General features: G+C 53.2%; 22 protein-coding genes, 5 tRNA genes and 2 pseudogenes. 25 read left to right on the top strand and 4 right to left on the bottom strand.

Annotated features, from left to right (window positions below; all coding sequences use genetic code 11):
- Window positions 1-12: 12 nt before the first annotated feature.
- Window positions 13-1005 (top strand): RNA polymerase sigma factor RpoS, encoded by a 993-nt coding sequence (gene rpoS / locus E2L00_RS13760; RefSeq protein ID WP_167612545.1) that lies wholly within the window; start codon window positions 13-15, stop codon window positions 1003-1005.
- 61 nt (window positions 1006-1066) lie between these two features.
- Here rpoS and mutS read toward each other — a convergent pair whose 3' ends face one another.
- A complete protein-coding gene (gene mutS / locus E2L00_RS13755; RefSeq protein ID WP_167612543.1) occupies window positions 1067-3634 on the bottom strand; it encodes a DNA mismatch repair protein MutS in 2568 nt (855 codons plus the stop codon).
- Between the two features lie 300 nt (window positions 3635-3934).
- Here mutS and E2L00_RS21655 point away from each other — a divergent pair, with 300 nt between their 5' ends.
- Entirely contained in the window at window positions 3935-4129 is a 195-nt protein-coding gene (locus E2L00_RS21655; RefSeq protein WP_338031933.1) for an integrase arm-type DNA-binding domain-containing protein, read from the top strand.
- Window positions 4130-4200: 71 nt separating this feature from the next.
- Here E2L00_RS21655 and E2L00_RS13745 read toward each other — a convergent pair.
- Window positions 4201-4388 (bottom strand): annotated as a pseudogene (locus tag E2L00_RS13745) (hypothetical protein); the annotation flags it as partial.
- Between the two features lie 86 nt (window positions 4389-4474).
- Here E2L00_RS13745 and E2L00_RS13740 point away from each other — a divergent pair.
- Window positions 4475-4573, top strand: a pseudogene (locus E2L00_RS13740) (hypothetical protein); the annotation flags it as partial.
- Here the strand turns inward: E2L00_RS13740 and E2L00_RS13735 are convergent.
- The gene (locus E2L00_RS13735; RefSeq protein WP_167612541.1) at window positions 4564-5124 is read right to left on the bottom strand and encodes a TetR/AcrR family transcriptional regulator; all 561 of its coding nucleotides are present in this window, start codon (window positions 5122-5124) and stop codon (window positions 4564-4566) included. The pseudogene E2L00_RS13740 and the gene E2L00_RS13735 overlap by 10 nt on opposite strands.
- 149 nt (window positions 5125-5273) lie before the next feature.
- On the opposite strand from E2L00_RS13735, the gene E2L00_RS13730 reads away from it, so the two are divergent.
- From E2L00_RS13730 to E2L00_RS21985, 6 genes are read left to right on the top strand one after another with little or no spacing between them, the layout of a single operon-like run.
- The gene (locus tag E2L00_RS13730; RefSeq protein ID WP_167612539.1) at window positions 5274-5828 is read left to right on the top strand and encodes an HPP family protein; all 555 of its coding nucleotides are present in this window, start codon (window positions 5274-5276) and stop codon (window positions 5826-5828) included.
- The gene (locus tag E2L00_RS13725; protein WP_167612537.1) at window positions 5829-6221 is read left to right on the top strand and encodes a hypothetical protein; all 393 of its coding nucleotides are present in this window, start codon (window positions 5829-5831) and stop codon (window positions 6219-6221) included.
- 12 nt (window positions 6222-6233) lie between these two features.
- Window positions 6234-6632 (top strand): cupin domain-containing protein, encoded by a 399-nt coding sequence (locus E2L00_RS13720; RefSeq protein WP_167612535.1) that lies wholly within the window; start codon window positions 6234-6236, stop codon window positions 6630-6632.
- A 6-nt stretch (window positions 6633-6638) separates the two neighbouring features.
- The gene (locus E2L00_RS13715) at window positions 6639-8057 is read left to right on the top strand and encodes a CoA-transferase (RefSeq protein WP_167612534.1); all 1419 of its coding nucleotides are present in this window, start codon (window positions 6639-6641) and stop codon (window positions 8055-8057) included.
- 22 nt (window positions 8058-8079) lie between these two features.
- Window positions 8080-9597, top strand: coding sequence for an FAD/NAD(P)-binding protein (locus E2L00_RS13710; protein WP_167612533.1), 1518 nt, complete (start codon window positions 8080-8082; stop codon window positions 9595-9597).
- Window positions 9543-9848 (top strand): glutathione S-transferase N-terminal domain-containing protein, encoded by a 306-nt coding sequence (locus tag E2L00_RS21985; RefSeq protein WP_420808852.1) that lies wholly within the window; start codon window positions 9543-9545, stop codon window positions 9846-9848. The genes E2L00_RS13710 and E2L00_RS21985 overlap by 55 nt, the downstream gene beginning before the upstream one ends.
- Here E2L00_RS21985 and E2L00_RS13700 read toward each other — a convergent pair.
- Window positions 9840-10244: a hypothetical protein gene (locus E2L00_RS13700; protein ID WP_236127748.1), complete on the bottom strand. Its 405-nt coding sequence runs from the start codon at window positions 10242-10244 to the stop codon at window positions 9840-9842. The two genes, E2L00_RS21985 and E2L00_RS13700, sit on opposite strands and share 9 nt — an antisense overlap.
- Window positions 10245-10515: 271 nt before the next feature.
- Here E2L00_RS13700 and mltB point away from each other — a divergent pair, with 271 nt between their 5' ends.
- The 16 genes from mltB to E2L00_RS13620 all read left to right on the top strand — a co-directional run bounded on the left by mltB (window position 10516) and on the right by E2L00_RS13620 (window position 22471).
- A complete protein-coding gene (gene mltB, locus E2L00_RS13695; RefSeq protein ID WP_167612531.1) occupies window positions 10516-11580 on the top strand; it encodes a lytic murein transglycosylase B in 1065 nt (354 codons plus the stop codon).
- Between the two features lie 247 nt (window positions 11581-11827).
- On the top strand, window positions 11828-12523 hold the full coding sequence (locus E2L00_RS13690; RefSeq protein ID WP_167612530.1) for a metal ABC transporter ATP-binding protein: 696 nt from the start codon (window positions 11828-11830) through the stop codon (window positions 12521-12523).
- A complete protein-coding gene (locus E2L00_RS13685) occupies window positions 12520-13404 on the top strand; it encodes a metal ABC transporter permease (protein WP_167612529.1) in 885 nt (294 codons plus the stop codon). Before E2L00_RS13690 ends, E2L00_RS13685 begins: the two co-directional genes overlap by 4 nt.
- On the top strand, window positions 13401-14279 hold the full coding sequence (locus tag E2L00_RS13680) for a metal ABC transporter substrate-binding protein (RefSeq protein ID WP_167612528.1): 879 nt from the start codon (window positions 13401-13403) through the stop codon (window positions 14277-14279). Before E2L00_RS13685 ends, E2L00_RS13680 begins: the two co-directional genes overlap by 4 nt.
- 130 nt (window positions 14280-14409) lie before the next feature.
- Entirely contained in the window at window positions 14410-14919 is a 510-nt protein-coding gene (gene pncC, locus E2L00_RS13675; protein ID WP_167612526.1) for a nicotinamide-nucleotide amidase, read from the top strand.
- 83 nt (window positions 14920-15002) lie between these two features.
- Complete coding sequence (gene recA / locus E2L00_RS13670; protein ID WP_167612524.1) at window positions 15003-16067, top strand: recombinase RecA; 1065 nt, start codon at window positions 15003-15005, stop codon at window positions 16065-16067.
- 83 nt (window positions 16068-16150) lie between these two features.
- Window positions 16151-16663 carry a recombination regulator RecX gene (gene recX, locus E2L00_RS13665; protein ID WP_167612522.1) on the top strand — a complete coding sequence of 171 codons (513 nt, stop codon included), beginning with the start codon at window positions 16151-16153 and terminating at the stop codon, window positions 16661-16663.
- Window positions 16664-16802: 139 nt separating this feature from the next.
- The gene (gene alaS / locus E2L00_RS13660) at window positions 16803-19430 is read left to right on the top strand and encodes an alanine--tRNA ligase (protein WP_167612520.1); all 2628 of its coding nucleotides are present in this window, start codon (window positions 16803-16805) and stop codon (window positions 19428-19430) included.
- Window positions 19431-19678: 248 nt separating this feature from the next.
- On the top strand, window positions 19679-19864 hold the full coding sequence (gene csrA / locus E2L00_RS13655) for a carbon storage regulator CsrA (protein ID WP_013574027.1): 186 nt from the start codon (window positions 19679-19681) through the stop codon (window positions 19862-19864).
- 324 nt (window positions 19865-20188) lie between these two features.
- Window positions 20189-20281, top strand: a tRNA-Ser gene (locus tag E2L00_RS13650).
- Window positions 20282-20285: 4 nt separating this feature from the next.
- A tRNA-Arg gene (locus tag E2L00_RS13645) sits at window positions 20286-20362 on the top strand.
- A gap of 196 nt (window positions 20363-20558) precedes the next feature.
- Window positions 20559-20635 (top strand) — tRNA-Arg (locus E2L00_RS13640).
- Window positions 20636-20830: 195 nt separating this feature from the next.
- Window positions 20831-20907 (top strand) — tRNA-Arg (locus E2L00_RS13635).
- A 196-nt stretch (window positions 20908-21103) separates the two neighbouring features.
- A tRNA-Arg gene (locus tag E2L00_RS13630) sits at window positions 21104-21180 on the top strand.
- Window positions 21181-21479: 299 nt separating this feature from the next.
- A complete protein-coding gene (yqaB, locus tag E2L00_RS13625; protein ID WP_167612518.1) occupies window positions 21480-22046 on the top strand; it encodes a fructose-1-phosphate/6-phosphogluconate phosphatase in 567 nt (188 codons plus the stop codon).
- Entirely contained in the window at window positions 22043-22471 is a 429-nt protein-coding gene (locus E2L00_RS13620) for a YqaA family protein (RefSeq protein ID WP_167612516.1), read from the top strand. The genes yqaB and E2L00_RS13620 overlap by 4 nt, the downstream gene beginning before the upstream one ends.
- Window positions 22472-22543: the final 72 nt, after the last annotated feature.

Raw genomic sequence — 22543 nt, 5'->3', positions numbered from 1 at the left:
AGGAGCCACCTTATGAGTCAGAATACGCTGAAAGTTAATGAGTTAACCGAAGATGCGGAATTTGATGAGAACGGAGTTGAGGCTTTTGATGAAAAAGCCCTTGTAGAAGAGGAGCCCAGTGATAACGACATTGCCGAAGAGGAGCTGTTGTCACAGGGCGCCACACAGCGTGTGCTGGATGCGACTCAGCTTTATCTTGGGGAGATCGGCTATTCCCCATTATTAACAGCCGAAGAAGAAGTCTATTTTGCTCGCCGCGCTCTGCGTGGTGATGTCGCTTCCCGCCGACGCATGATTGAAAGTAACCTGCGCCTGGTGGTGAAAATCGCCCGTCGTTACAGCAATCGTGGTCTGGCGCTGCTGGATCTGATTGAAGAAGGTAACCTGGGGCTGATTCGCGCGGTAGAGAAGTTTGACCCGGAACGCGGGTTCCGTTTCTCAACCTATGCCACCTGGTGGATTCGTCAGACCATCGAACGGGCAATCATGAACCAAACCCGTACGATTCGCCTGCCGATTCATATTGTGAAAGAGCTGAACGTTTATCTGCGTACCGCTCGAGAACTCTCCCACAAGCTGGATCATGAGCCAAGTGCGGAAGAGATCGCAGAGCAACTGGATAGGCCGGTTGATGATGTCAGCCGTATGCTGCGTCTCAACGAACGCATCACCTCAGTAGACACCCCGCTGGGTGGTGACTCTGAGAAAGCGCTGCTCGACATCCTTGCGGATGAAAAAGACAACGGTCCGGAAGACACCACGCAGGACGATGATATGAAGCAAAGCATCGTGAAGTGGCTGTTTGAACTAAACGCTAAGCAGCGTGAAGTGCTGGCTCGTCGTTTTGGTCTGCTGGGTTATGAAGCGGCAACGCTTGAAGACGTGGGTCGTGAAATCGGTCTGACTCGTGAACGTGTCCGCCAGATTCAGGTTGAAGGCCTGCGCCGTCTGCGTGAAATTCTGCAGACACAGGGGCTGAATATCGAAGCGCTGTTCCGCGAATAATCGATGTTTCATATAAAAAAGCGGTGATGAAAATCACCGCTTTTTTTATGCCCGAAAGCTGCTACACCAGGCTTTTCAGACGATAGATCCACTCCAGCGCCTGACGTGGCGACAGCGAATCCGCATCTAACGCTTCCAGCGCTTCCAGCGCAGGCGAAGCCTCCTCGGCAACCGACAGCAAAGACATCTGAGTACCGTCCACCTGGGTTGCCGCCGTGTTGCTGGAAAGCGTTTCAAGCTCCCGCAGCTTTTGGCGCGCACGCTTGATCACATCTTTCGGCACGCCCGCCAGCGCGGCAACGGCCAGACCGTAACTTTTGCTTGCCGCGCCTTCCTGCACGGTGTGCATAAAGGCGATGGTGTCGCCATGCTCAAGCGCGTCCAGATGCACGTTTGCAACGCCTTCCATTTTTTCCGGCAGCGTAGTCAACTCAAAGTAGTGCGTGGCAAACAGCGTCAGGGCTTTGATGCGGTTGGCCAGGCTTTCGGCGCAGGCCCAGGCCAGCGACAGGCCGTCATAGGTTGATGTGCCGCGCCCGATCTCATCCATCAGCACCAGGCTATTTTCCGTGGCGTTATGCAGGATATTGGCCGTTTCGGTCATCTCCACCATAAAGGTGGAGCGGCCAGAAGCCAGATCGTCCGCCGCGCCTACGCGGGTGAAGATACGATCGATTGGGCCAATTTCCGCCTGCTGCGCCGGAACAAAGCTTCCTATATAGGCGAGCAGCACGATCAGCGCAGACTGACGCATATAGGTGCTTTTACCGCCCATGTTCGGGCCGGTAATAATCAGCATACGGCGCTGCGGGGCAAGAGTCAGCGGGTTGGCGATAAACGGCTCGCTCAGCACTTTCTCAACTACCGGATGCCGGCCGCCAACCACTTTAAGACCGGGCTTGTCGGTAAGCTGTGGGCAGGTGTAATTCAGGCTCCAGGCGCGTTCTGCCAGATTCACCAGCACGTCGAGTTCCGCCAGCGCAGTGGCGCTGGTTTGCAGCGCTTCAAGGTGCGGCAGCAGCGTGTCGAACAGTTGCTCGTAAAGCTGTTTCTCAAGCGCCAGCGCTTTGCCTTTCGAGGTCAGGACTTTGTCCTCGTACTCTTTAAGCTCAGGAATGATGTAGCGTTCGGCATTTTTCAGCGTCTGGCGGCGAACGTAGTGAATCGGCGCATGGTGGCTCTGCCCGCGGCTGATCTGGATATAGTAGCCATGTACAGCGTTAAAGCCGACTTTCAGCGTATCCAGCCCCAGCTTCTCACGTTCGCGAATTTCCAGCTTATCAAGATAATCCGTTGCGCCATCCGCCAGCGCACGCCACTCGTCCAGCTCTTCGTTGTAGCCAGGGGCGATTACGCCGCCGTCGCGGACCAGAACGGGTGGGGATTCAATAACCGCGCGCTCAAGCAGCTCACGTAATTCAGTAAACTCGCCCATGTTTTCACGCAGCGTTTGTACATAGTCCGTTGGCACATCGGCCAGCAGCTCGCGTAATTCAGGCAGTTGCTGGAAGGCGTAACGCATACGGGCCAGATCACGGGGACGCGCAGTACGTAACGCAAGCCGGGCCAGAATGCGTTCCAGATCGCCAACCTGACGTAAAACCGGCTGGATCTCAGCGGTACGATCCTGCAGGGCTGCGATGGTACGCTGACGTTTTTGCAGCACGTCGATGCTACGTACCGGCATATGCAGCCAGCGTTTGAGCATGCGGCTGCCCATTGGCGTAACGGTGCAGTCGAGCACCGAGGCCAGCGTATTTTCAAATCCACCCGCCAGGTTCTGCGTAATTTCCAGGTTACGGCGCGTGGCGGCATCCATAATGATGCTGTCCTGCTGCTTGTCCATCGTGACGGAGCGAATATGGGGCAGGGACGTGCGCTGCGTGTCCTTCACGTATTGCAACAGGCAACCCGCAGCGCATAAGGCATGATGAGCCTTTTCGACGCCAAAGCCGGTGAGATCCCGCGTGCCAAACTGCATATTTAACTGCTGGCGCGCCGTTTCAATTTCGAACTCCCACAGCGGGCGGCGGCGCAGGCCACGGCGGCCTTCAATCAGGCGCATTTCGGCAAAGTCTTCGGCATACAGCAGTTCGGCTGGATTGGTGCGCTGTAGCTCAGCCGCCATGGTTTCTGCATCTTCCGGCTCGCTCAGGCGGAAACGGCCAGAGCTGATATCCAGCGTCGCGTAGCCAAAACCTTTACCGTCCTGCCAGATGGCAGCCAGCAGGTTATCCTGACGCTCCTGCAATAACGCTTCATCGCTGATGGTGCCGGGCGTAACGATGCGCACCACTTTTCGCTCAACCGGCCCTTTGCTGGTCGCCGGATCGCCAATCTGCTCGCAAATGGCGGCGGACTCGCCGAGATTAACCAGCTTCGCCAGATAGTTTTCTACGGCATGATGCGGCACGCCCGCCATCGGGATAGGTTCACCTGCCGAGGCGCCGCGTTTGGTCAGGGAGATATCCAGCAGTTGCGATGCGCGTTTCGCATCGTCATAAAACAGCTCGTAAAAGTCTCCCATGCGGTAAAAAAGCAGGATGTCAGGGTGCTGCGCTTTCAGGCGCAGGTACTGCTGCATCATCGGCGTGTGGGAGTCCAGGTTCTTATTGTCAATCATAGACATGATTTGCTTATTCCATTGAATTTAAAGTGAATTGTGATTTTAGTTATTATCATTAAGTATCACGTTGTTTCATAAATAATCGCCAAAGCCCGCCTGTAAGTGCAGGTTATTATGTCATCGCGCTGAATAAACGCCCAACCTACATTTGGCAATAAAAGTGCGTAAATCAACCGGTTAGCCATAAAATGAGACTTATATGACGCATAAACCAGCAGGTAAACCGTTGTCATCCAAAGCTATCGAAAGGCTGAAGCCTACAGGGAAAAAGAGATCGATACGGGTGAAAACCAGGGCTTGCATGTGACTTGCGGCGCTTTGGATATCAAGACCTTTTTCTACCGCTATACTAGCCCAGTGAGTAATAAGCTGTCACAGGTAAAAATTGGAAGCTTCCCGCAAACCTCGCTTGCAATGGCTCGTATGAAGTTGCAAGTACTCAAGCTAATCAGAAGTGAAGGGCGCTGCCCGGCGTCTGGGCTGAAAGATGAGAAATAACGGTTATTAGAAAAGAGTCAAAAACCGAAAGCGGTAGAGTTGACGTTTGAAGGATTGGTTGAGCTGTACCTCGAGCCTGTTCTGGGGGCGTTTTTCTTATGCCCGAGGTAGTCCTTTAGCTCAGCATTTAGCTTCGTGAGCATGCGGGAAAACTGGTTGAGTCGGCTTCGGTTTTCAGGCCCTTAGCCAGTTCAGCCGCCGGTGATTTAAGTTTTTTTCGTCCATAATTCGCCGGTCTCCGTTGTTGGAGTGAACATATCAAAATCAGGCAATTACACAATTTTAATTACAGTCACTGCTTTGGGAAATATGCCCGATGGCGGGAATGAGCCCTCTTGCCATCGGGGCACCATGAAGGCCATCAACCATACCAAATGGGCGATCAATCATTTCAGCATCGACGGGCAGTCGGGCATTGATGCTATCGGGCCGTTTCAGGACGGTAGAGTGAGAGAATTTAACACGCATTGCCAGCCATTCACAAAGTGATTTGTACTGCCCATGACGGCAGCCTCAGTGATCGCGCCTTCCAAAAAAAGAAAAAGAATGCTCGCCTGCAGCGCAGAATTTTCAGCGCCCTCCCCATCGAGGATACCTTTTACAAAATCATATATCCGAGATTTATGGAGCCTGGTAACGGCTTTAATGTCGCTGTCAGTTTTTCCGAACTCCTTATCAGCTGAGACAAACATGCACCCGTTGAATTCGGGAGACTTGAACCATTCAAAGTGCCAGTCGACGATCGCATTGAGCTTCTCCTTCAACGAGGAAAACTCAGAGACACGGTGCGATAGTGACTGTTGGAACCTCTCGTCCCTTCTGTTCAACACGGCCAGGATGAGATCATTTTTGCTGCTGAAATGCTTGTACATAGTAACTTTAGAAATCCCTGAAATATCTCGAATTCTATCTATCCCTACCGCATGAAAACCATAGGTATTGAACAGATTCTCTGCAGCATCAAGGATCCTGACTTTCGCGCTTTTTTCTGACATTTTCGTAACCAATCTATTGACAAAGTGTTTTCGTTAACGTCTACTTTACGTGGGTTTACAGATCTGTAAACCTAGACATATAATGTAAACCGAATCGATGGCAGTTTAAATACTGCTTTGGTAAATATTTTTTAACCAAGGATGTTGATATGGGAAAGTTATCAGGGGGCGGCAAACTGACTCCCCCCGCGGGGATATACGAAGTGGTTAGGGGATTTATCGGTGGTACTTTGGGTATATTCGCAGTCGCGTCGCTGGGAATATGGAGCGGCACCCCATGGATAATCGCGCCTTTCGGTGCGACCTGTGTTCTGCTTTTTGCCCTGCCTGGCTCCCCGTTGGCCCAGCCAAGGAGTGTCGTGTTAGGTCACCTCGTTTCGGCGTTATCGGGGCTGGTTTTCATCAACCTGTTTGGTGACTCAACCATGGTAATGGCGCTGTCTGTTGGTTGCGCCATTGCCGCGATGCAGGTCCTGAGGGTCACGCATGCACCGGCCGGTGCTAACCCCTTGGTAATATTCATGTCTGGGATCTACAACTGGGATTTCTTGATTGCGCCGGTGCTGATTGGCGCCGTGACCTTGGTTGCCGTGGCCCTTATTTTGAATAACCTCCGAAGTGGTGACAGGTACCCTTCGTACTGGGTTGGTTCATGTCCGACAAAGCCTGTGGCAATTGAACAGCAGAAAGCACGGGGAGGCTAAGTGCCAATAGTCACTGTCACCTTGCCGGAGCAGATTTCCGATAGCGCGAAGGCGAGTATCTCAGAAGAGATTGTCAACTTAACATCCAGGTTACTGAATAAAAGGGAACAAGTCACCGTCGTCAAATTCGTGGCTGGCCATGCTGACTTTTTTAATCTGGGAAAACGGCCGAAGGGAACATTCCCTTTCGATGTTGAAATAAAAATCACCACCGGTACCAATAACGAGAGCGAGAAAGTTGAATGGATAGAAAGTACATGGAAAGTCATGAACAACTATTTTAAGACCGGAGATAGCTTCCCCTGTTATATCTCGATAATCGAAGTTGAAGGAAATAATTGGGGGTTCAACGGTATCACGCAATACAACAGGACTCTCGCTAACCAGAAATAGGAAGAATATAAAATGGAATTTAAAACTCCCCCGGAAACCAGAGATTTTATCACCAAGTTCGACTTTGGTGGAGATATCCCCTTACCTGAAGGACTTATATTTGAGCCTTATCAGGTGGGGTTGAGAGAGGGGGTGGATATTGCCGTCATCTTTGATAATACGAAAGAGGACCCGAAGGGGGCCGATATGGCGTTCTTGCGGTACCAGGCCGGAGCCTATGTGCCAGGGCATGTACACATGGGGTTCGAATCCGTTTTGGTGATCCAAGGGGACTATATCGAGAACGGGCAGACGTTCCTGCCCGGCTCTCTGATTGTCCGTGCCCCGGGAACCTGCCACAGCATGGCCTCCATGGGGGGATGTGTGATCCTTGCTTCCCGTTATGTCCCTGTGAAACAGCTTAAAGAGTGATGCGAAATGGAGATCGTAAGCAGGGAGCGGGCGGCGGCGCTAATTCGTAGTGGAGCGACCATAATCCCTGGGGGATTCGGAAGTTGTGGTCACCCGGATGAGCTGACGCAGGCTATTGAGAAAAGATTCCTCGAAACCGGCCACCCACGCGACCTTGGTCTGCTGTTCGCGTCAGGGGCCGGAGAGTCGTGTAGCGAGGGGCTAAATCGGTTTTCTCACGACGGTATGGTAAGTTTCGCAGTCGGGGGATACTGGGGGCTTTGTCCGAAACTCACCGGAAAAGTGCTGGAGGGTAAAATCGAGGGGCATAACTGGCCGCAAGGGGTGGTCAGCAAACTTTTTACGGAAATAGCATCCGGAAGCCCTGGTGTGCTGACCAGAATCGGACTGGGAACCTTCGTGGATCCCCGTCTGGAGGGTGGCGTCATATACGAGGGAGAGAGCCTTGTTTCCCTCAGGGAACTGGATGGTAAGGAGTATCTGATGTATCCGTCTCTGTCGGTGGATTTTGCCCTGCTGCGCGGGACCAGAGCCGATCGTATGGGTAATATCGACATGGGCGGTGAAGCCGCATTCCACGACGCCTGTGCCCAGGCCATGGCAGTGAGAAAATGTGGCGGAAAGGTGATCGTCCAGGTAGAGAGTATCGCGGCGCAGGGCATACTCCCCCGTGACGTAAGGATCCCTGGTTTCCTTGTCGATTATATCGTCGTCGAAGGTGAGGGACGCCACTATCCATCGTATGGACACCTGGGCATGCAGGAACTTATGCCCGAGCCTGAGTTGCATGACCTGATAATCGCAGAACGCGCCAGTAGGGAGGTTCCGGTTCATGGGGTCGTCAACTTCGGGATTGGAATCCCGGCGCTCATCAGTCGATTCATCAATGACCCAGGGGCGATGAGTACGACTATTGAATCTGGGGCTATTGGCGGGACTCCATGGCACGGGCAGTCATTCGGGTATGCCGACTCACCGACGGCAATCATGGAACAGTCTGCATTATTCACTTTCTATGATGGCGGGGGTATCGATACCGCGTTCCTCGGTTTCGCAGAAATAGACCGATCTGGCTGCGTCAACGCCAGTCGGTTTGGTTCCCGACTCACCGGGGCTGGGGGATTCATCAATATAACCCAGACGGCCAGGAAGATTGTCTTCTGCGGTACTTCCAGTACGGGAGGGCTGCGGGTCGAGAAAGACGGTGAAGAGATCAGAATCCTTGAAGAGGGAAGAATAAGGAAGTTTGTCGATGAAGTGAGGCAAGTAACTTATGACCGAAAGCGCACAGAGGCCTCCAACGTTCAGGAGGTGCTGATTATTACTGAGCGCGCAGTTTTCGAACTGGTAAAAGATGGACGTATCATCGTCAGGGAAATATATCCTGGATGCACCATGGGCGATTTACAAAATATATTTGGATGACAATTGAAAGGGATATCATCAGATGCAGGAAAGGAAATATATTGGACTTGTTGGCGGTGGCGCTTCTGCTATTTCGTTTATTAACGAGTTCACTAAAATGGAAAAAGCACCGGGGAAGCAGATCGTCATTTATGTATTCGATAAAAGTGATTACCTTGGTCCAGGAAATGCTTATGGCCCGAGAGATGTTGAGTCAAATATCCTGAATACCAAAGCCGGATATATTACTGCAATAAACGGTAAGCCGGGGGATTTTTACGCGTGGTACCTCGATAATCAAGGCGATCTGCTCGTTGAGTTCCCCCGGCTGTACGGCCCGGACGATTACGTACCCCGTGCACTGTTTGGTAAATACATGAAATACAGCTTCAGAGACAGAAGCAAGTACGCGCTGTTGAATGGCATTCAGGTCGTTAACATACACGCGGAGGTCGTTGATCTGGAGCCTGACGGCGATGTGTTCCAGGTCAAGACGCGCTGTGGCGGGAGTTACGCTGTGGACTGCGTGGTCCTCGCGTGTGGGACGCTGAAAGCAGACAAGGATCAGGTAGCTGATGACACTATATTCAATGACCCCTATCCCGTGAAGAAAGTGGTGAACGCCATCCAGAGAGAGGCGAGCGTGGGAATCATCGGATCGAGGCTGGGGGCTATTGACACCGTGATCGGCTTGGCCGAGGCGGGGCATCAAGGGAAAATATCCATTTTCTCGAGGAGTGGCTACTTTCCGTGGGTGCGTGGCACGCAAGGGCGGTATGAGTGTCGGTACCTCAATCCTGCCATAATACAGGAGCTTATCGACGGGTTGGATCGTCCCCTCCGCTTGTCAGATATTGGCCACCTCTTCGTCCGAGAACTTGAGTATTACCGTGGAAATAACGAAGATCAGCTTGAGCCCCTGTCGTTTCCTCCTCCGCCTATCACTTGTCTGGCTGAGCATTTGTCAAACGAGTTGTCCTTGTCGTTGGGGCCGAGAGGGTGGCAGGCGATCATTTACAATACCAACTCGATGCTGAGTCTCATCTGGAACTCCCTTGATGAAAGTGAAAAGGATATGTTCTTCAATGAATATTTATCTCCGGCGATCTCTATGAGGGTTTCAATCCCCCGGGAGAACGCGGTGAAAATCCTGGAGCTGGTCAACAGCGGCAAGGTTGCATTCATCGTCGGCGATGCGGTGATGACGGCACGTGATGGAAGACATTTCATCGAGTGCGCGGGTGAGACCTTTGATGTGGATTATATTGTGAAGGCTATGGGAAGCCCGCGACGTTTGGCACAAACAGATTCCGCTCTATTCAAGAACCTCCTTTCCAAAGGGATCGTCGAGCAGCATAAGTATGGGGGAATCAACGTCACGCACGATAACAGGGTTCTCGACGACCGGGGAAGAGCGTCTTCTCGCTTGTTTGCCACGGGAGAAGTCACCTGCGGCGTCAATCTCTTCACCAGCGCGATGGACATTATTTGCACCCAGGCGGCGAAGTGCGCTCGGAGTTGCTCGCAGGCGATCGACGAATCGTCAATGGGGGTGGCATAAACACGCTGTTTGGCGCGCGGGGTAGCCCATACGTGAGGATCCTGGCGGCGGCTCTCACAGCGATGGGGGCGGATTATGAGACGAGTGAACTCAAACCCTGGGATAATCCCGATTACGCGTATTCGTTGAGTTCCTTGGGAAAGATCCCCATCTGTGAAGATGGGGATACGCTGATCGACACCATTCACATTGTCGGACGTTTTAACGAACGGTATGGCCTGAGAGAGCTTTCTCCCAGGCTGTCAGAATGATGAAATTATGTTAATCGTAGTCTCTGGGGCGCTGGAATCACTGGTATTGATGTCATGGGAGTTCAAGCGCGCCTTACGGGTGCCGTTGCTCACCAGATCGATAACCTGAGCGCCAGCGCCGATCCCCTGACCTTCCTTAACATAAATGCGTGCCACGCGGCCAGCTACCACGCTGGAAAGCGGGCTTTCCTGGTTCGCCATCACCAGAAAACGCACCGGTGCGGCAGCGCTTTCGGCAGTAGCCTCAGGCGCAGCGGCTACTTCCGGGGCCGCCGTGACAGCTGACACCGCTGCGTCTGGCGCAGGGACAGCGGCAAAGATGCGCGTGCTCAGCGTCACTCCCGGTAGCGCCGTCAGCACGCAAGCGTTGCGCCAGCCTTTGTTCACATTGTTCATACCTGTTCCTGCTATTAAGGATTATTTGCCGTTACAACGCCTGTGTCGCCCGCAGCTTTATGCAGGTCGGACACCGCAGACAGAGCGGCGGCTTCGGCCAGCGCGCTTACCGAACGGGTGCTGACGTCGTTTGGCAGGTAGCTGGTGTATTTTTGATAAGAGTCCTGGGCGCGCCCTGGGCGTTATAAATCGCCAGATCCATACTCCGCGCTGCGGTTTTGATTTACCATAAGTAATACTCTTTCAGCCAGACACACGGATATCCCAGCACATGCGTTATTCAGCCGCCTTACTTCCCCTGCTTGTTTTGTTATCCGCCTGTAGCAGTAAGCCGAAAACCGAGCCGCAGACTCAGCAAAAGTCCGGCGGCTTCCTGCTCCAGCCGCAGCATAATGTGTTTATGCAGACGGGTGATTTTGCCTATAACCCGGAGGCCGAAAAATTTATCGATAAGATGGTGAGCGAGCACGGCTTTGACCGCCAGCAGCTGCATGAAGTGCTGTCGCAGGCTAAAAAACTCAATTACGTGCTGCGACTGATGGATCAGCAGGCGCCGACCACCGCTCCACCACCGGGGCCTAACGGCGCATGGTTACGCTATCGCGGTAAATTCATCACGCCGGATAACGTGCAAAACGGCGTAGCGTTCTGGAATCAATATGACGACGCGCTCAGGCGTGCTTTCCAGGTTTACGGCGTGCCGCCGGAAATTATCGTAGGCATTATTGGCGTAGAAACCCGCTGGGGCCGCGTAATGGGCAAAACAAGGATTGTTGATGCGCTGGCTACGCTCTCCTTTGCTTATCCGCGCCGGGCCCAGTATTTCTCCGGGGAGCTGGAAACCTTCCTGTTAATGGCGCGCAACGAAGGCGACGACCCGCTGGCGCTGAAGGGCTCGTTCGCAGGCGCGATGGGCTACGGCCAGTTTATGCCATCCTCCTTTAAGGAATACGCGGTTGATTTCAACGGCGATGGCCACGTCAATCTATGGGACCCGGAAGACGCCATTGGCAGCGTGGCGAATTACTTTAAAGGACATGGCTGGGTGAAAGAGGATTTGGTGGCGGTACCGGCAACCGGCCAGGTGCCGGGGCTGGCAAACGGCTTCAATACAAAATATTCCGTCTCTGCGCTGCAACAGTCTGGCTTAAGTCCGCAAGGCTCGCTGGGTGATCATCAGGAGGCCAGCCTGCTGCGTCTGGATATGGGCGACCGCTATCAGTACTGGTACGGCTTGCCAAACTTCTATGCCATTACCCGCTATAACCACAGCACCCATTATGCGATGGCGGTCTGGCAGTTGGGCCAGGCCGTCGCGCTGGCCCGCGTACAGTAAAAGAACGGCGGGTTAACAGCCCGCTATTTTTGTGCGCTACGCTTCGTTTCAGGCGAAGTGTAAATCAGCAATTTACAATGCGCTCAACGTGATTTATGTTATGTTATAACAAATCAATTTGAGCGCCTGCTATGCCAAACTTTCCCGATCGCACATTATTCACCGCGTCAGCCCCGCTGCGTTTTGGTGTCGTTCTGCTTCTGTTATCGCTTCTGTGGGTAACGATCCTCTGGGCGATAGCACTGCCATGATTACCCTTGAACACCTGGTTGCAGGCTACCACGACAAAGCGGTAACCCGGCCTCTGAACGGTACGTTTGCCGCGGGCAGCATGACGGCGATTATTGGGGCAAATGGTACAGGAAAGTCCACGCTCCTTAAGACGCTGCTGCGATTGCAACCGCCGGTATCCGGGCATATCTCTTTTGCGGGTGGTTCTGCGCCCCGCGCTGCCTGGCTGCCACAGCTTGCCGAGATGGATCGCCAGTTCCCTGCGACGGTTTATGATGTGGCGTGCATGGGAAACTGGCCCGATCGCGGCCTGTTTTCCGGGTTTCATCGCCAGCATCGCCAGCATGTTTATGAAGCCCTCGAGCGTGTCGGGCTGAGTGAACTACATCGGCAACCCATTGAAACGCTTTCCGGCGGACAGTTTCAGCGCATGCTTTTTGCGCGCTTGCTGGTGCAGAATGCGCCGCTGGTTCTGCTGGATGAACCCTTCAGCGGTATTGATGCGCAAACAAGCGGTTTCCTGATGAAGCTGATCTGCCAGATGCATGATGCCGGGAGAACGATTATCGCGGTGCTGCATGACAATGCGTTAGTGAAATGCCATTTCCCACAGGTTTTGCTGCTCAGCCCGGAAGCCTGTCGCTGGGGAAGGGCCGCAGAGATCCTGCCTCATTATCCATCCACAAGCCTGAATCTGGCGTTATCCGCATGATTTATCACTTCTTAATTGCACCCTTTGTCGATTACGGCTTTATGCGCCGTGCGCTGGTGGCGTGCCTGGCTCTGTCGCTAAGTACCGCTCCGTTGGGTATTTTTCTTTTGCTGCGGCGCATGAGCCTGGTTGGAGATGCGCTGTCGCACGCCATTTTGCCAGGCGTAGCGGTGGGCTATTTGCTGGCCGGAATGTCGCTGCTGGCAATGGGGATCGGCGGATTTGTGGCGGGAGCCGTGGTTGCGCTGGCTTCGGGCCTGGTAAGCGCCCGCACCAACCTCAAAGAAGATGCGAGCTTTGCCGGGTTCTATCTCGGCTCGCTGGCGCTGGGCGTGACGCTGATTTCACTGCGTGGCTCCAGTGTCGATCTGCTGCATTTGCTCTTTGGTTCTATCCTCGCCATAGACAGCCAGGCGACGGTTTTCGTGGGCATTATTGCCAGCGCCACGTTGATTCTGCTTGCCTTGTTTTATCGCGGCCTGGTGATGGAAACGTTCGATCGCGTTTACCTGCGCGTCAATAGCCGCCTGACGCCTCATCTCCTGCACGGTATTTTCCTCGCGCTGCTGGTGCTGAATCTGGTGGCGGGTTTTCAGATTCTCGGCACGTTGATGTCCGTAGGCTTAATGATACTGCCTGCCGTATCCGCCCGCTGCTGGGCAAAAACCTTACCGGGCACGATGGTCATTGCTGTGCTTTGCGGCCTGTTTTGCGCATGGCTCGGGCTGGCGTGGTCGTTTTACGCCACGCTTCCTGCCGGTCCGGCCATCGTTCTGACCGCCAGCGGGGCATTTTTTATCTCGATTCTTTTCGGTCCACGCAGTGGATTAACCCGGAATTTGTACCGGGCCAGGTTATTAATCAATAGGGGGATTAAATGAAACGTTCTGCAATAACGCTGTCTTTGATGCTGGTACTTTTCAGCCAGGCGGTACTGGCGAAAAATTTGCATGTAGTAACCAGTTTTACCGTGCTGGCGGATATGGCAAAGCAGGTGGGTGGCGAGCATGTTACCGTCACAAGCCTGGTCGGCCCGGACGGCGACCCGCACAGCTTTGAGCCTTCGCCGAAGGACAGCGTGGCACTGAGCCATGCCGATGTGGTGATAGTCAGCGGGCTGGGTATGGAAGGGTGGATGGACCGGCTGGTGAGTGCCTCTGGCTACAAAGGTAAAGTGATTGTGGCCTCGCAGGGCGTTGATACGCGCAGCATGAATGAAGATGGCAAAACGATAACCGATCCCCACGCATGGAACAGCGCTGAAAATGGGGCAATCTATGCCGGCAATATTATGCAGGCGCTAATGGCCGTCGACCCGGAAGACGCGCCGGCGATTCGTGAGGCAGGGAATGAGTACGTTACGCGCTTAAAGCTGCTCGATAGCTGGGCTAAAACCCGTTTTGCAGCTGTTCCCAAAGCTCGCCGCCACGTGCTGACCAGCCACGATGCCTTCGGATACTTTGGTAAGGCTTATGGCGTAACCTTCCTTGCGCCTGTGGGGTTTTCTACTGAAGCAGAAGCCAGCGCCGCTGATGTCGCGGCTTTAATTAAGCAGCTTAAGGTGCAGCACATTAAAACCTATTTTATTGAGAACCAGACCGATCCGCGCCTCGTGCAGCAGATTGCTAAAGCCAGCGGCGCACAGCCCGGAGGGGAGCTTTATCCTGAAGCCTTGTCACCTGCTGGCGGCCCGGCCAGCACCTATGAAATGGCGTTTAAGCATAACGTGGAAACGATCGCCAACAGCATGAAGTAATCCCTTCGGCCAGCATTAGCTGGCCTTTTTCATTCCTGGAATCCACCTCGAGGTTCGCGATGTAAGCCCCTGAAAGCGCGGTAAAGTGCTATCGTAATGTTTTGTGATGCGTCTACAATCGGAGCAAGCCATGGCAGACAACACTTTGCGTCAATTAAGTCATCAGGTGGGTGAAGCGCTTGGACTTCTGGGAGCTACTGTCACCACGGCAGAATCCTGTACGGGCGGGTGGATAGCCAAAGTTATTACCGATGTTTCGGGCAGTTCCGCCTGGTTTGAACGCGGCTTTGTTACCTACAGTAATGATGCTAAACATCAAATGATCGGCGTCGGAAGCGACACGCTGGAAACGCATGGCGCGGTGAGCGAAGCGGTGGTGCGGGAAATGGCGCAAGGCGCGCTCTACGCGGCGGGTGCCGACTATGCTATTTCAGTTAGCGGCATAGCCGGGCCGAACGGCGGCAGCGAAGAAAAACCCGTCGGCACCGTGTGGTTCGGCTTTGCTTCAAAGCAGGATGGCACCGTTGCGCATCATCAGTATTTCGAAGGCGACCGCGAGGCAATCAGGCGCAAATCCACTGAATATGCGCTGCAAACCCTGTGGGAAGAATTTCTAAAAAATAAGCTTGATACTGTATGACTATACAGTATAATTGGCTCAACAAATCGTATTAAGAACGCAGCGTGACGCATTCGTGATTCACCTGCATGACAGGAGTAAAAATGGCTATCGACGAAAACAAACAGAAGGCGTTAGCGGCAGCACTGGGCCAGATTGAAAAACAATTCGGCAAAGGCTCCATCATGCGCCTGGGTGAAGACCGTACCATGGATGTCGAAACGATCTCCACCGGTTCACTGTCGCTGGATATCGCTCTGGGGGCCGGTGGCCTGCCAATGGGCCGTATCGTTGAAATCTATGGACCAGAATCATCAGGTAAAACGACCTTAACTCTGCAGGTTATCGGTGCTGCACAACGTGAAGGTAAAACCTGTGCGTTTATCGATGCTGAGCACGCGCTGGACCCGGTCTATGCCAAGAAACTTGGCGTTGATATCGACAACCTGCTGTGTTCCCAGCCAGATACCGGCGAACAGGCCCTGGAAATCTGTGACGCGCTGGCGCGCTCTGGCGCAGTAGACGTTATTATCGTTGACTCCGTTGCGGCACTGACGCCGAAAGCGGAAATCGAAGGCGAAATCGGTGACTCTCACATGGGCCTTGCGGCACGTATGATGAGCCAGGCGATGCGTAAGCTGGCCGGTAACCTGAAGCAGTCCAACACGCTGCTTATCTTCATCAACCAGATCCGAATGAAGATCGGGGTGATGTTCGGTAACCCGGAAACCACCACCGGTGGTAACGCGCTGAAGTTCTACGCGTCTGTACGTCTTGATATTCGTCGTATCGGTGCGGTGAAAGATGGCGATAACGTTGTAGGTAGCGAAACTCGCGTCAAAGTGGTCAAAAACAAAATTGCTGCGCCATTCAAACAGGCTGAGTTCCAGATCATGTACGGTGAAGGTATCAACTTCTACGGTGAGCTGGTTGACCTGGGCGTGAAGCACAAGCTGATTGAAAAAGCAGGTGCATGGTACAGCTATAACGGTGAGAAAATTGGCCAGGGCAAAGCCAACGCCAGTAACTTCCTGAAAGAGAACAAGCCAATGTCCGTAGAAATCGAGAAGAAACTACGCGAAATGCTGCTCAATAACCAGGACGCTACACCAGACTTCACCGTTGACGATCACGACAAAGACACCGCTGAAACCAACGAAGAGTTCTGATTTTCAACAGGGGTTGCCACGGCAGCCCCTGTTTATTTCTGTTTTAACGTATTTATCTCAGCCTTCTTAACAGGTCATCTGTTATGTCCGAATCAAACCCAAATCCCCGCCGAAGCGCCTATGCCCGTTTACTGGATAAAGCCACCCGTATCCTCGCTATGCGCGATCACAGCGAACATGAGCTCCGTCGCAAGCTTACCGCAGCACCCACTTTTCCTGGCAGCAACAATAACGACCAGCCTGGCTTTACCCCGGAAGATATCGAAAAGGTAATTGCCTGGTGCTATGAGCATCGCTGGCTGGATGACGCCCAGTTTGCCGCACGTTTCATCGCCAGCCGCAGCCGTAAAGGTTACGGACCGCAGCGTATTCGCCAGGAGCTACAGCAAAAAGGCATCGACCGGGCCACGGGTGAAGCGGCCATGATGGATTGCGAAATAGAGTGGCAGGCAATAGCACGGGAAATCGCGGAAAGAAAGTTCGGCGAGCCGCTGCCAACGGAGTGGAAAGAGCGTGCTAAGGTGCAGCGTTTTCTTCTGTATCGTGGCTTCTTTATGGAAGATATCCAGGGCATCTATCGGAATTTTGCCGATTAGGCCCATACGGGATTTTACTTCCCCGGTAAGAAAACTTATCTTATTCCCACTTTTTTCCAGGTAAACTGGTCATCTCTTCAGCATCGCTGCGAGGGATGTCTGGTTTACAACTCCTCGTTAGCTTGATTTCAGGATAATTATGAGCAAGAGCACCGCTGAGATCCGTCAGGCGTTTCTCGATTTTTTCCATAGTAAAGGTCACCAGGTTGTAGCGAGCAGTTCCCTGGTTCCGAATAACGATCCGACTTTGCTGTTTACCAACGCCGGGATGAACCAGTTCAAGGATGTTTTCCTGGGCCTCGATAAGCGTAATTACTCCCGTGCCACAACGTCGCAACGTTGCGTGCGTGCGGGTGGTAAACACAACGATCTGGAAAATGTCGGTTACACCGCACGTCATCATACGTTCTTCGAAATGCTGGGTAACTTCAGCTTCGGTGACTACTTCAAACACGACGCTATCAACTTCGCCTGGGAGTTACTGACCGGCGAACAATGGTTCAATCTGCCAAAAGATCGTTTGTGGGTGACCGTATACGAAACCGACGACGAAGCCTTTGAAATCTGGGAAAAAGAAGTTGGCGTTCCGCGTGAGCGCATTATTCGCATCGGCGACAACAAAGGTGCGGCCTACGCGTCTGATAACTTCTGGCAGATGGGCGATACCGGTCCTTGCGGTCCGTGCACCGAGATTTTCTTCGATCATGGCGATCACATCTGGGGCGGCCCTCCGGGCAGCGCCGAAGAAGATGGCGACCGTTATATCGAAATCTGGAATATCGTCTTCATGCAGTTCAACCGTCAGCAGGATGGCACCATGCTGCCGCTGCCGAAACCGTCGGTTGATACCGGTATGGGTCTGGAGCGTATTGCTGCCGTTCTGCAGCACGTTAATTCCAACTATGAAATCGATCTGTTCAGCAAGCTGATCCAGTCCGTTGCCAGCGTGACCGGCGCTACGGATTTGACCAGCAAGTCCCTGCGCGTTATTGCCGATCATATTCGCTCTTGCGCCTTCCTCGTTGCGGATGGCGTTACGCCGTCTAACGAAGGCCGCGGTTACGTTCTGCGTCGTATCATTCGTCGTGCAGTCCGCCACGGCAACATGCTGGGCGCGAAAGAGACATTCTTCTATAAGCTGGTTGGCCCGCTGGTTGATGTGATGGGTTCTGCCGGTGATGAACTGAAAAGCCAGCAGGCGCTTGTTGAGCAGGTGCTGAAAACGGAAGAAGAGCAGTTTGCCCGTACCCTGGAACGCGGCCTGGCGTTGCTGGATGAAGAGTTAGCAAATCTGAAAGGTGATACGCTGGATGGCGAAACCGCTTTCCGCCTGTATGACACTTACGGTTTCCCGGTTGACCTGACGGCTGACGTTTGCCGCGAGCGAAACCTGAAGGTAGACGAAGCCGGTTTTGAAGCTGCAATGGAAGAGCAACGCCGTCGTGCACGCGAGTCCAGCGGTTTCGGCGCCGACTACAACAGCATGATCCGCGTGGATTCTGCTTCAGCTTTTAAAGGCTATGACCACCTCGATCTGAACGCAAAAGTGACCGCGCTGTTCGTTGACGGCAAAGCCGTTGAGCAGGTAGCGGCCGGTCAGGAAGCGGTAGTGGTGCTGAACGAGACGCCGTTCTACGGCGAATCCGGTGGCCAGGTTGGCGATAAAGGCGCAATTAAAGGTAACGGTATCGACTTCGCCGTCAGCGATACGCAAAAATACGGTCAGGCAATTGGTCATCTGGGCAAGCTCGCCTGCGGCGTGCTGAAAGTTGGCGATAACGTGAAGGCTGAAGTGGATGAAGGGCGCCGCGCGCGCATTCGCCTGAACCACTCCGCAACGCACCTGCTGCATGCAGCGCTGCGTCAGGTTCTGGGCACGCATGTGGCTCAGAAAGGCTCTCTGGTTAACGATAAAGGTCTGCGCTTCGACTTCTCCCATTTCGAAGCGATGAAGCCGGGTGACGTTCGCGCGGTTGAGGATATCGTTAACGCCCAAATTCGTCGTAATCTGCCAATCGAAACCAACGTCATGGATCTCGAAGCGGCGAAAGCGAAGGGGGCCATGGCGCTGTTTGGCGAGAAATATGATGACCATGTGCGTGTATTAAGCATGGGCGATTTCTCAACCGAGCTGTGTGGCGGTACTCACGCCAGCCGTACCGGTGATATCGGCCTGTTCCGCATCGTAGCGGAATCAGGAACTGCTGCTGGCGTTCGTCGTATTGAGGCGGTTACGGGCGAAGGCGCTCTGGCTAATCTGCATACGCAAAGCGACCAGCTGCATGATATTGCTCAACTGCTCAAAGGCGACAGCCAGAACCTCAACGATAAAGTGCGTTCCGTACTGGAGCGTACCCGTCAGCTGGAGAAAGAGCTGCAGCAGTTAAAAGAGCAACAAGCTTCGCAGGAGAGCGCAAACCTTTCCAGCAGGGCAGTAGAAGTAAAAGGCGTAAAACTGTTGGTAAGCGAGCTGGGCAACGTTGAACCGAAGATGTTGCGCACTATGGTTGACGATCTGAAAAACCAGCTTGGCTCAGCGGTAATAGTTCTGGCCACCGTGTCGGAAGGTAAGGTTTCTCTGATTGCTGGCGTCTCCAAAGATGTAACTGACCGCGTTAAGGCGGGGGAACTGGTGGGGATGGTTGCACAGCAGGTTGGAGGCAAGGGTGGCGGTCGTCCGGACATGGCTCAGGCGGGAGGCACAGATGCGGCTGCGTTGCCTGGCGCGCTGTCCGGCGTGGAAGCATGGGTCGCGACTAAACTCTAAGTAAAAATAAAGTGCAAGCGGGTGCCGGTATCATTTTGTGAAACGGCACCCGAACATTTGCATACTATCGATAATGATAAAGTCAGGTTGAAGTTGAGTATATCGGCTAAACTTACTCATAACAGAATGTAATGCCGTGACTGCTTACACTTTATGTGTTTGTCATCGCTTACTTTTTGGCGTTATATGATGGATAATGCCGGGATACACCAGAGACCCGACTCTTTTAATCTTTCAAGGAGCAAAGAATGCTTATTCTGACTCGTCGAGTTGGTGAGACCCTCATGATTGGGGATGAGGTGACCGTGACAGTGCTTGGGGTGAAAGGTAACCAGGTTCGTATTGGTGTGAACGCCCCGAAAGAAGTCTCTGTGCACCGTGAAGAGATCTACCAACGTATCCAGGCTGAAAAATCGCAACAAACGAGTTACTAAAGTTACTGCGTCTCGCCAGTTACTGGCGAGACGCTCCTTTCATTGCCCGCTTTTTTCAGTTTTGCCTCTGTTATCTTTCCTGCATCATCCTCAACGCTCAATTAACTTCGAAAAACCTTGCCCGCTTTTTTTCTGGAATCACGATCCGGCCTGTTGATAAAACACTCTTTTTGTTTCCAAATTACGCGAATTGCATGTGATTTGTGCAATTGATACCGGGTCGGGAAAAATTGTTTGACTTATAAGTGCGGGAAAGTAATATGTGCGCCACGCAGTGCCGATGAGCAGAAACAAGTTCAGCGGTGCGACTCGAAAGAGGCGTGTGGTGAGGTGGCCGAGAGGCTGAAGGCGCTCCCCTGCTAAGGGAGTATGCGGTCAAAAGCTGCATCCGGGGTTCGAATCCCCGCCTCACCGCCATTTTGCATCCGTAGCTCAGCTGGATAGAGTACTCGGCTACGAACCGAGCGGTCGGAGGTTCGAATCCTCCCGGATGCACCATCTTCCCCCTACCATCAGCAATGGTAGCGTTCCGGAAAACGTTAAGTTTTCAGCGAACGCCAGGGAGGATAACGTTGCTCACGCAACGGCCCGTAGGGCGAGCATCGGCGAGTCATCCTCCCGAATGCGCCATCTTCTTCGATGTTGCGGCAGGTTGAGCGGCATTGATTCAGAAGTCAAAGCAGTACCCCCTGATGCATCCGTAGCTCAGCTGGATAGAGTACTCGGCTACGAACCGAGCGGTCGGAGGTTCGAATCCTCCCGGATGCACCATCTTCCCCTGGCTATCAGCGATGATAGCGTTGCAGAGAAAGTAATTTCTCAGCCAGCACGAGGGAAGGTAACATTGCTCACGCAACGTTCCGCAGGGCAAGCATCGGCGAGTCATCTCCCGCATGCACCATTCTTCTTCGATGTTGCGGCAGGTTAAGCAGCATTGATTCAGAAGTGAAAGCAGTACCCCCAGATGCATCCGTAGCTCAGCTGGATAGAGTACTCGGCTACGAACCGAGCGGTCGGAGGTTCGAATCCTCCCGGATGCACCATCTTCCCCTGGCTATCAGCGATGATGGTGTTGCAGAGAAAGGTAATTTCTCAGCCAGCACGAGGGAAGATAAGGTTGCTCACGCAACGGCCCGCAGGGCAAGCATCGGCGAGTCATCTCCCGCATGCGCCATTCTTCTTCGATGTTGCGGCAGGTTAAGCGGCATTGATGCAGAAGTGAAAGCAGTACCCCCAGATGCATCCGTAGCTCAGCTGGATAGAGTACTCGGCTACGAACCGAGCGGTCGGAGGTTCGAATCCTCCCGGATGCACCATCTTCCCCTGGCTATCAGCGATGATAGTGTTGCAGAGAAAGGTAATTTCTCAGCCAGCACGAGGGGAGATAACGTTGCTCACGTAACGGCCCACAGGGCGAGCATCGGCGAGTCACCCTCCTGGATACACCATCTTTTCCCCTTTAAAACATGCTATTTTTACCTCCTTGCGTTACTACTCTTAAAATTTACCGGCATATAAAATAATCACCTCCTGCACTAACTCCGTCACAATAAGCGACAACTTTACCTGTTTACGCTAAAGTAACGCCTCGACATTTGGCGAGGTGAGGGATGAGATGTACGAACGTTACGACGGGCTGATTTTCGATATGGACGGAACCATCCTCGATACCGAACCAACGCATCGCAAGGCGTGGCATGAGACATTGTCTCGTTACGGCATGCAGTTTGATGAACAGGCTATCATAGCGTTGAACGGTTCCCCGACCTGGCGTATTGCGCAGGCTATTATCGAATCTCATCAGGCCAGTCTCGATCCGCATCAACTGGCCCAGGAAAAAACGCAGGCGGTCAGGGCTATGCTTCTTGATACGGTACGTCCATTGCCGTTGATTGACGTGGTTAAGTCCTGGCATGGCCGCCGTCCGATGGCCGTCGGCACGGGCAGCGAGAGCGATATCGCTGAAGCGCTGCTAAACCATCTCGGCCTGCGTCACTACTTTACGGCGGTTGTTGCCGCCGATCATGTCAAAAATCACAAACCCTTTCCCGACACTTTCCTGCTGTGCGCCAAATTGATGGGCGTTGCGCCTGAGAAGTGCGTAGTATTTGAAGACGCTGATTTTGGGCTGGAAGCGGCTCGCGTGGCAGGCATGTATGGTGTGGATGTTCGCTTGCTGTGAGTGCCATACTGTCACTGGCTTCTTTGTTCACCAGTAGTTTTCTCAGTGCCACCTTGCTTCCCGGCAGCTCAGAAGCTGTTCTGGTCGCTTTACTGGTGGCAGGCGTTGGTCCAGCCTGGCTACTTATTTTAATAGCAACAATGGGTAATAGCCTGGGCGGGTTAACTAACGTTATTCTGGGGCGTTTTTTCCCACAGCGTAAACATTCTCGTTGGCAGGGGAAAGCCATCGCCTGGCTGACTCGATTTGGCCCGGCGACTTTATTACTGAGTTGGTTGCCGTTGATTGGCGATCTTTTGTGCCTGCTTGCCGGATGGTTACGTCTGGCGTGGGGGCCAGTAATTTTTTTTGTATGTCTTGGCAAAGCGATTCGCTACATCGTTGTTGCGGCTGCAACGGTACAAGGCATGGCGTGGTGGCAATAATTGAGGGCGGGCGCATTCATCGTCCGCTTTTACAATTATGCTTAATAAAAATGAATTCGACAGGCGGGAGGT

Source organism: Cedecea colo (assembly GCF_011808225.1).
GTDB lineage: Bacteria > Pseudomonadota > Gammaproteobacteria > Enterobacterales > Enterobacteriaceae > Dryocola > Dryocola colo.
Note: the sequence above shows the minus strand (reverse complement) of the source record. Positions and strands in the feature narration are given on the sequence as shown.

Coding starts and splice junctions, on each gene's coding strand:
- rpoS (WP_167612545.1), top strand. CDS start 13: ATGAGTCAGAATACGCTGAAAGTTAATGAGTTAACCGAAGATGCGGAA.
- mutS (WP_167612543.1), bottom strand. CDS start 3,634: ATGTCTATGATTGACAATAAGAACCTGGACTCCCACACGCCGATGATG.
- E2L00_RS13735 (WP_167612541.1), bottom strand. CDS start 5,124: ATGTCAGAAAAAAGCGCGAAAGTCAGGATCCTTGATGCTGCAGAGAAT.
- E2L00_RS13730 (WP_167612539.1), top strand. CDS start 5,274: ATGGGAAAGTTATCAGGGGGCGGCAAACTGACTCCCCCCGCGGGGATA.
- E2L00_RS13720 (WP_167612535.1), top strand. CDS start 6,234: ATGGAATTTAAAACTCCCCCGGAAACCAGAGATTTTATCACCAAGTTC.
- E2L00_RS13715 (WP_167612534.1), top strand. CDS start 6,639: ATGGAGATCGTAAGCAGGGAGCGGGCGGCGGCGCTAATTCGTAGTGGA.
- E2L00_RS13710 (WP_167612533.1), top strand. CDS start 8,080: ATGCAGGAAAGGAAATATATTGGACTTGTTGGCGGTGGCGCTTCTGCT.
- E2L00_RS13700 (WP_236127748.1), bottom strand. CDS start 10,244: ATGAACAATGTGAACAAAGGCTGGCGCAACGCTTGCGTGCTGACGGCG.
- mltB (WP_167612531.1), top strand. CDS start 10,516: ATGCGTTATTCAGCCGCCTTACTTCCCCTGCTTGTTTTGTTATCCGCC.
- E2L00_RS13690 (WP_167612530.1), top strand. CDS start 11,828: ATGATTACCCTTGAACACCTGGTTGCAGGCTACCACGACAAAGCGGTA.
- E2L00_RS13685 (WP_167612529.1), top strand. CDS start 12,520: ATGATTTATCACTTCTTAATTGCACCCTTTGTCGATTACGGCTTTATG.
- E2L00_RS13680 (WP_167612528.1), top strand. CDS start 13,401: ATGAAACGTTCTGCAATAACGCTGTCTTTGATGCTGGTACTTTTCAGC.
- pncC (WP_167612526.1), top strand. CDS start 14,410: ATGGCAGACAACACTTTGCGTCAATTAAGTCATCAGGTGGGTGAAGCG.
- recA (WP_167612524.1), top strand. CDS start 15,003: ATGGCTATCGACGAAAACAAACAGAAGGCGTTAGCGGCAGCACTGGGC.
- recX (WP_167612522.1), top strand. CDS start 16,151: ATGTCCGAATCAAACCCAAATCCCCGCCGAAGCGCCTATGCCCGTTTA.
- alaS (WP_167612520.1), top strand. CDS start 16,803: ATGAGCAAGAGCACCGCTGAGATCCGTCAGGCGTTTCTCGATTTTTTC.
- csrA (WP_013574027.1), top strand. CDS start 19,679: ATGCTTATTCTGACTCGTCGAGTTGGTGAGACCCTCATGATTGGGGAT.
- yqaB (WP_167612518.1), top strand. CDS start 21,480: ATGTACGAACGTTACGACGGGCTGATTTTCGATATGGACGGAACCATC.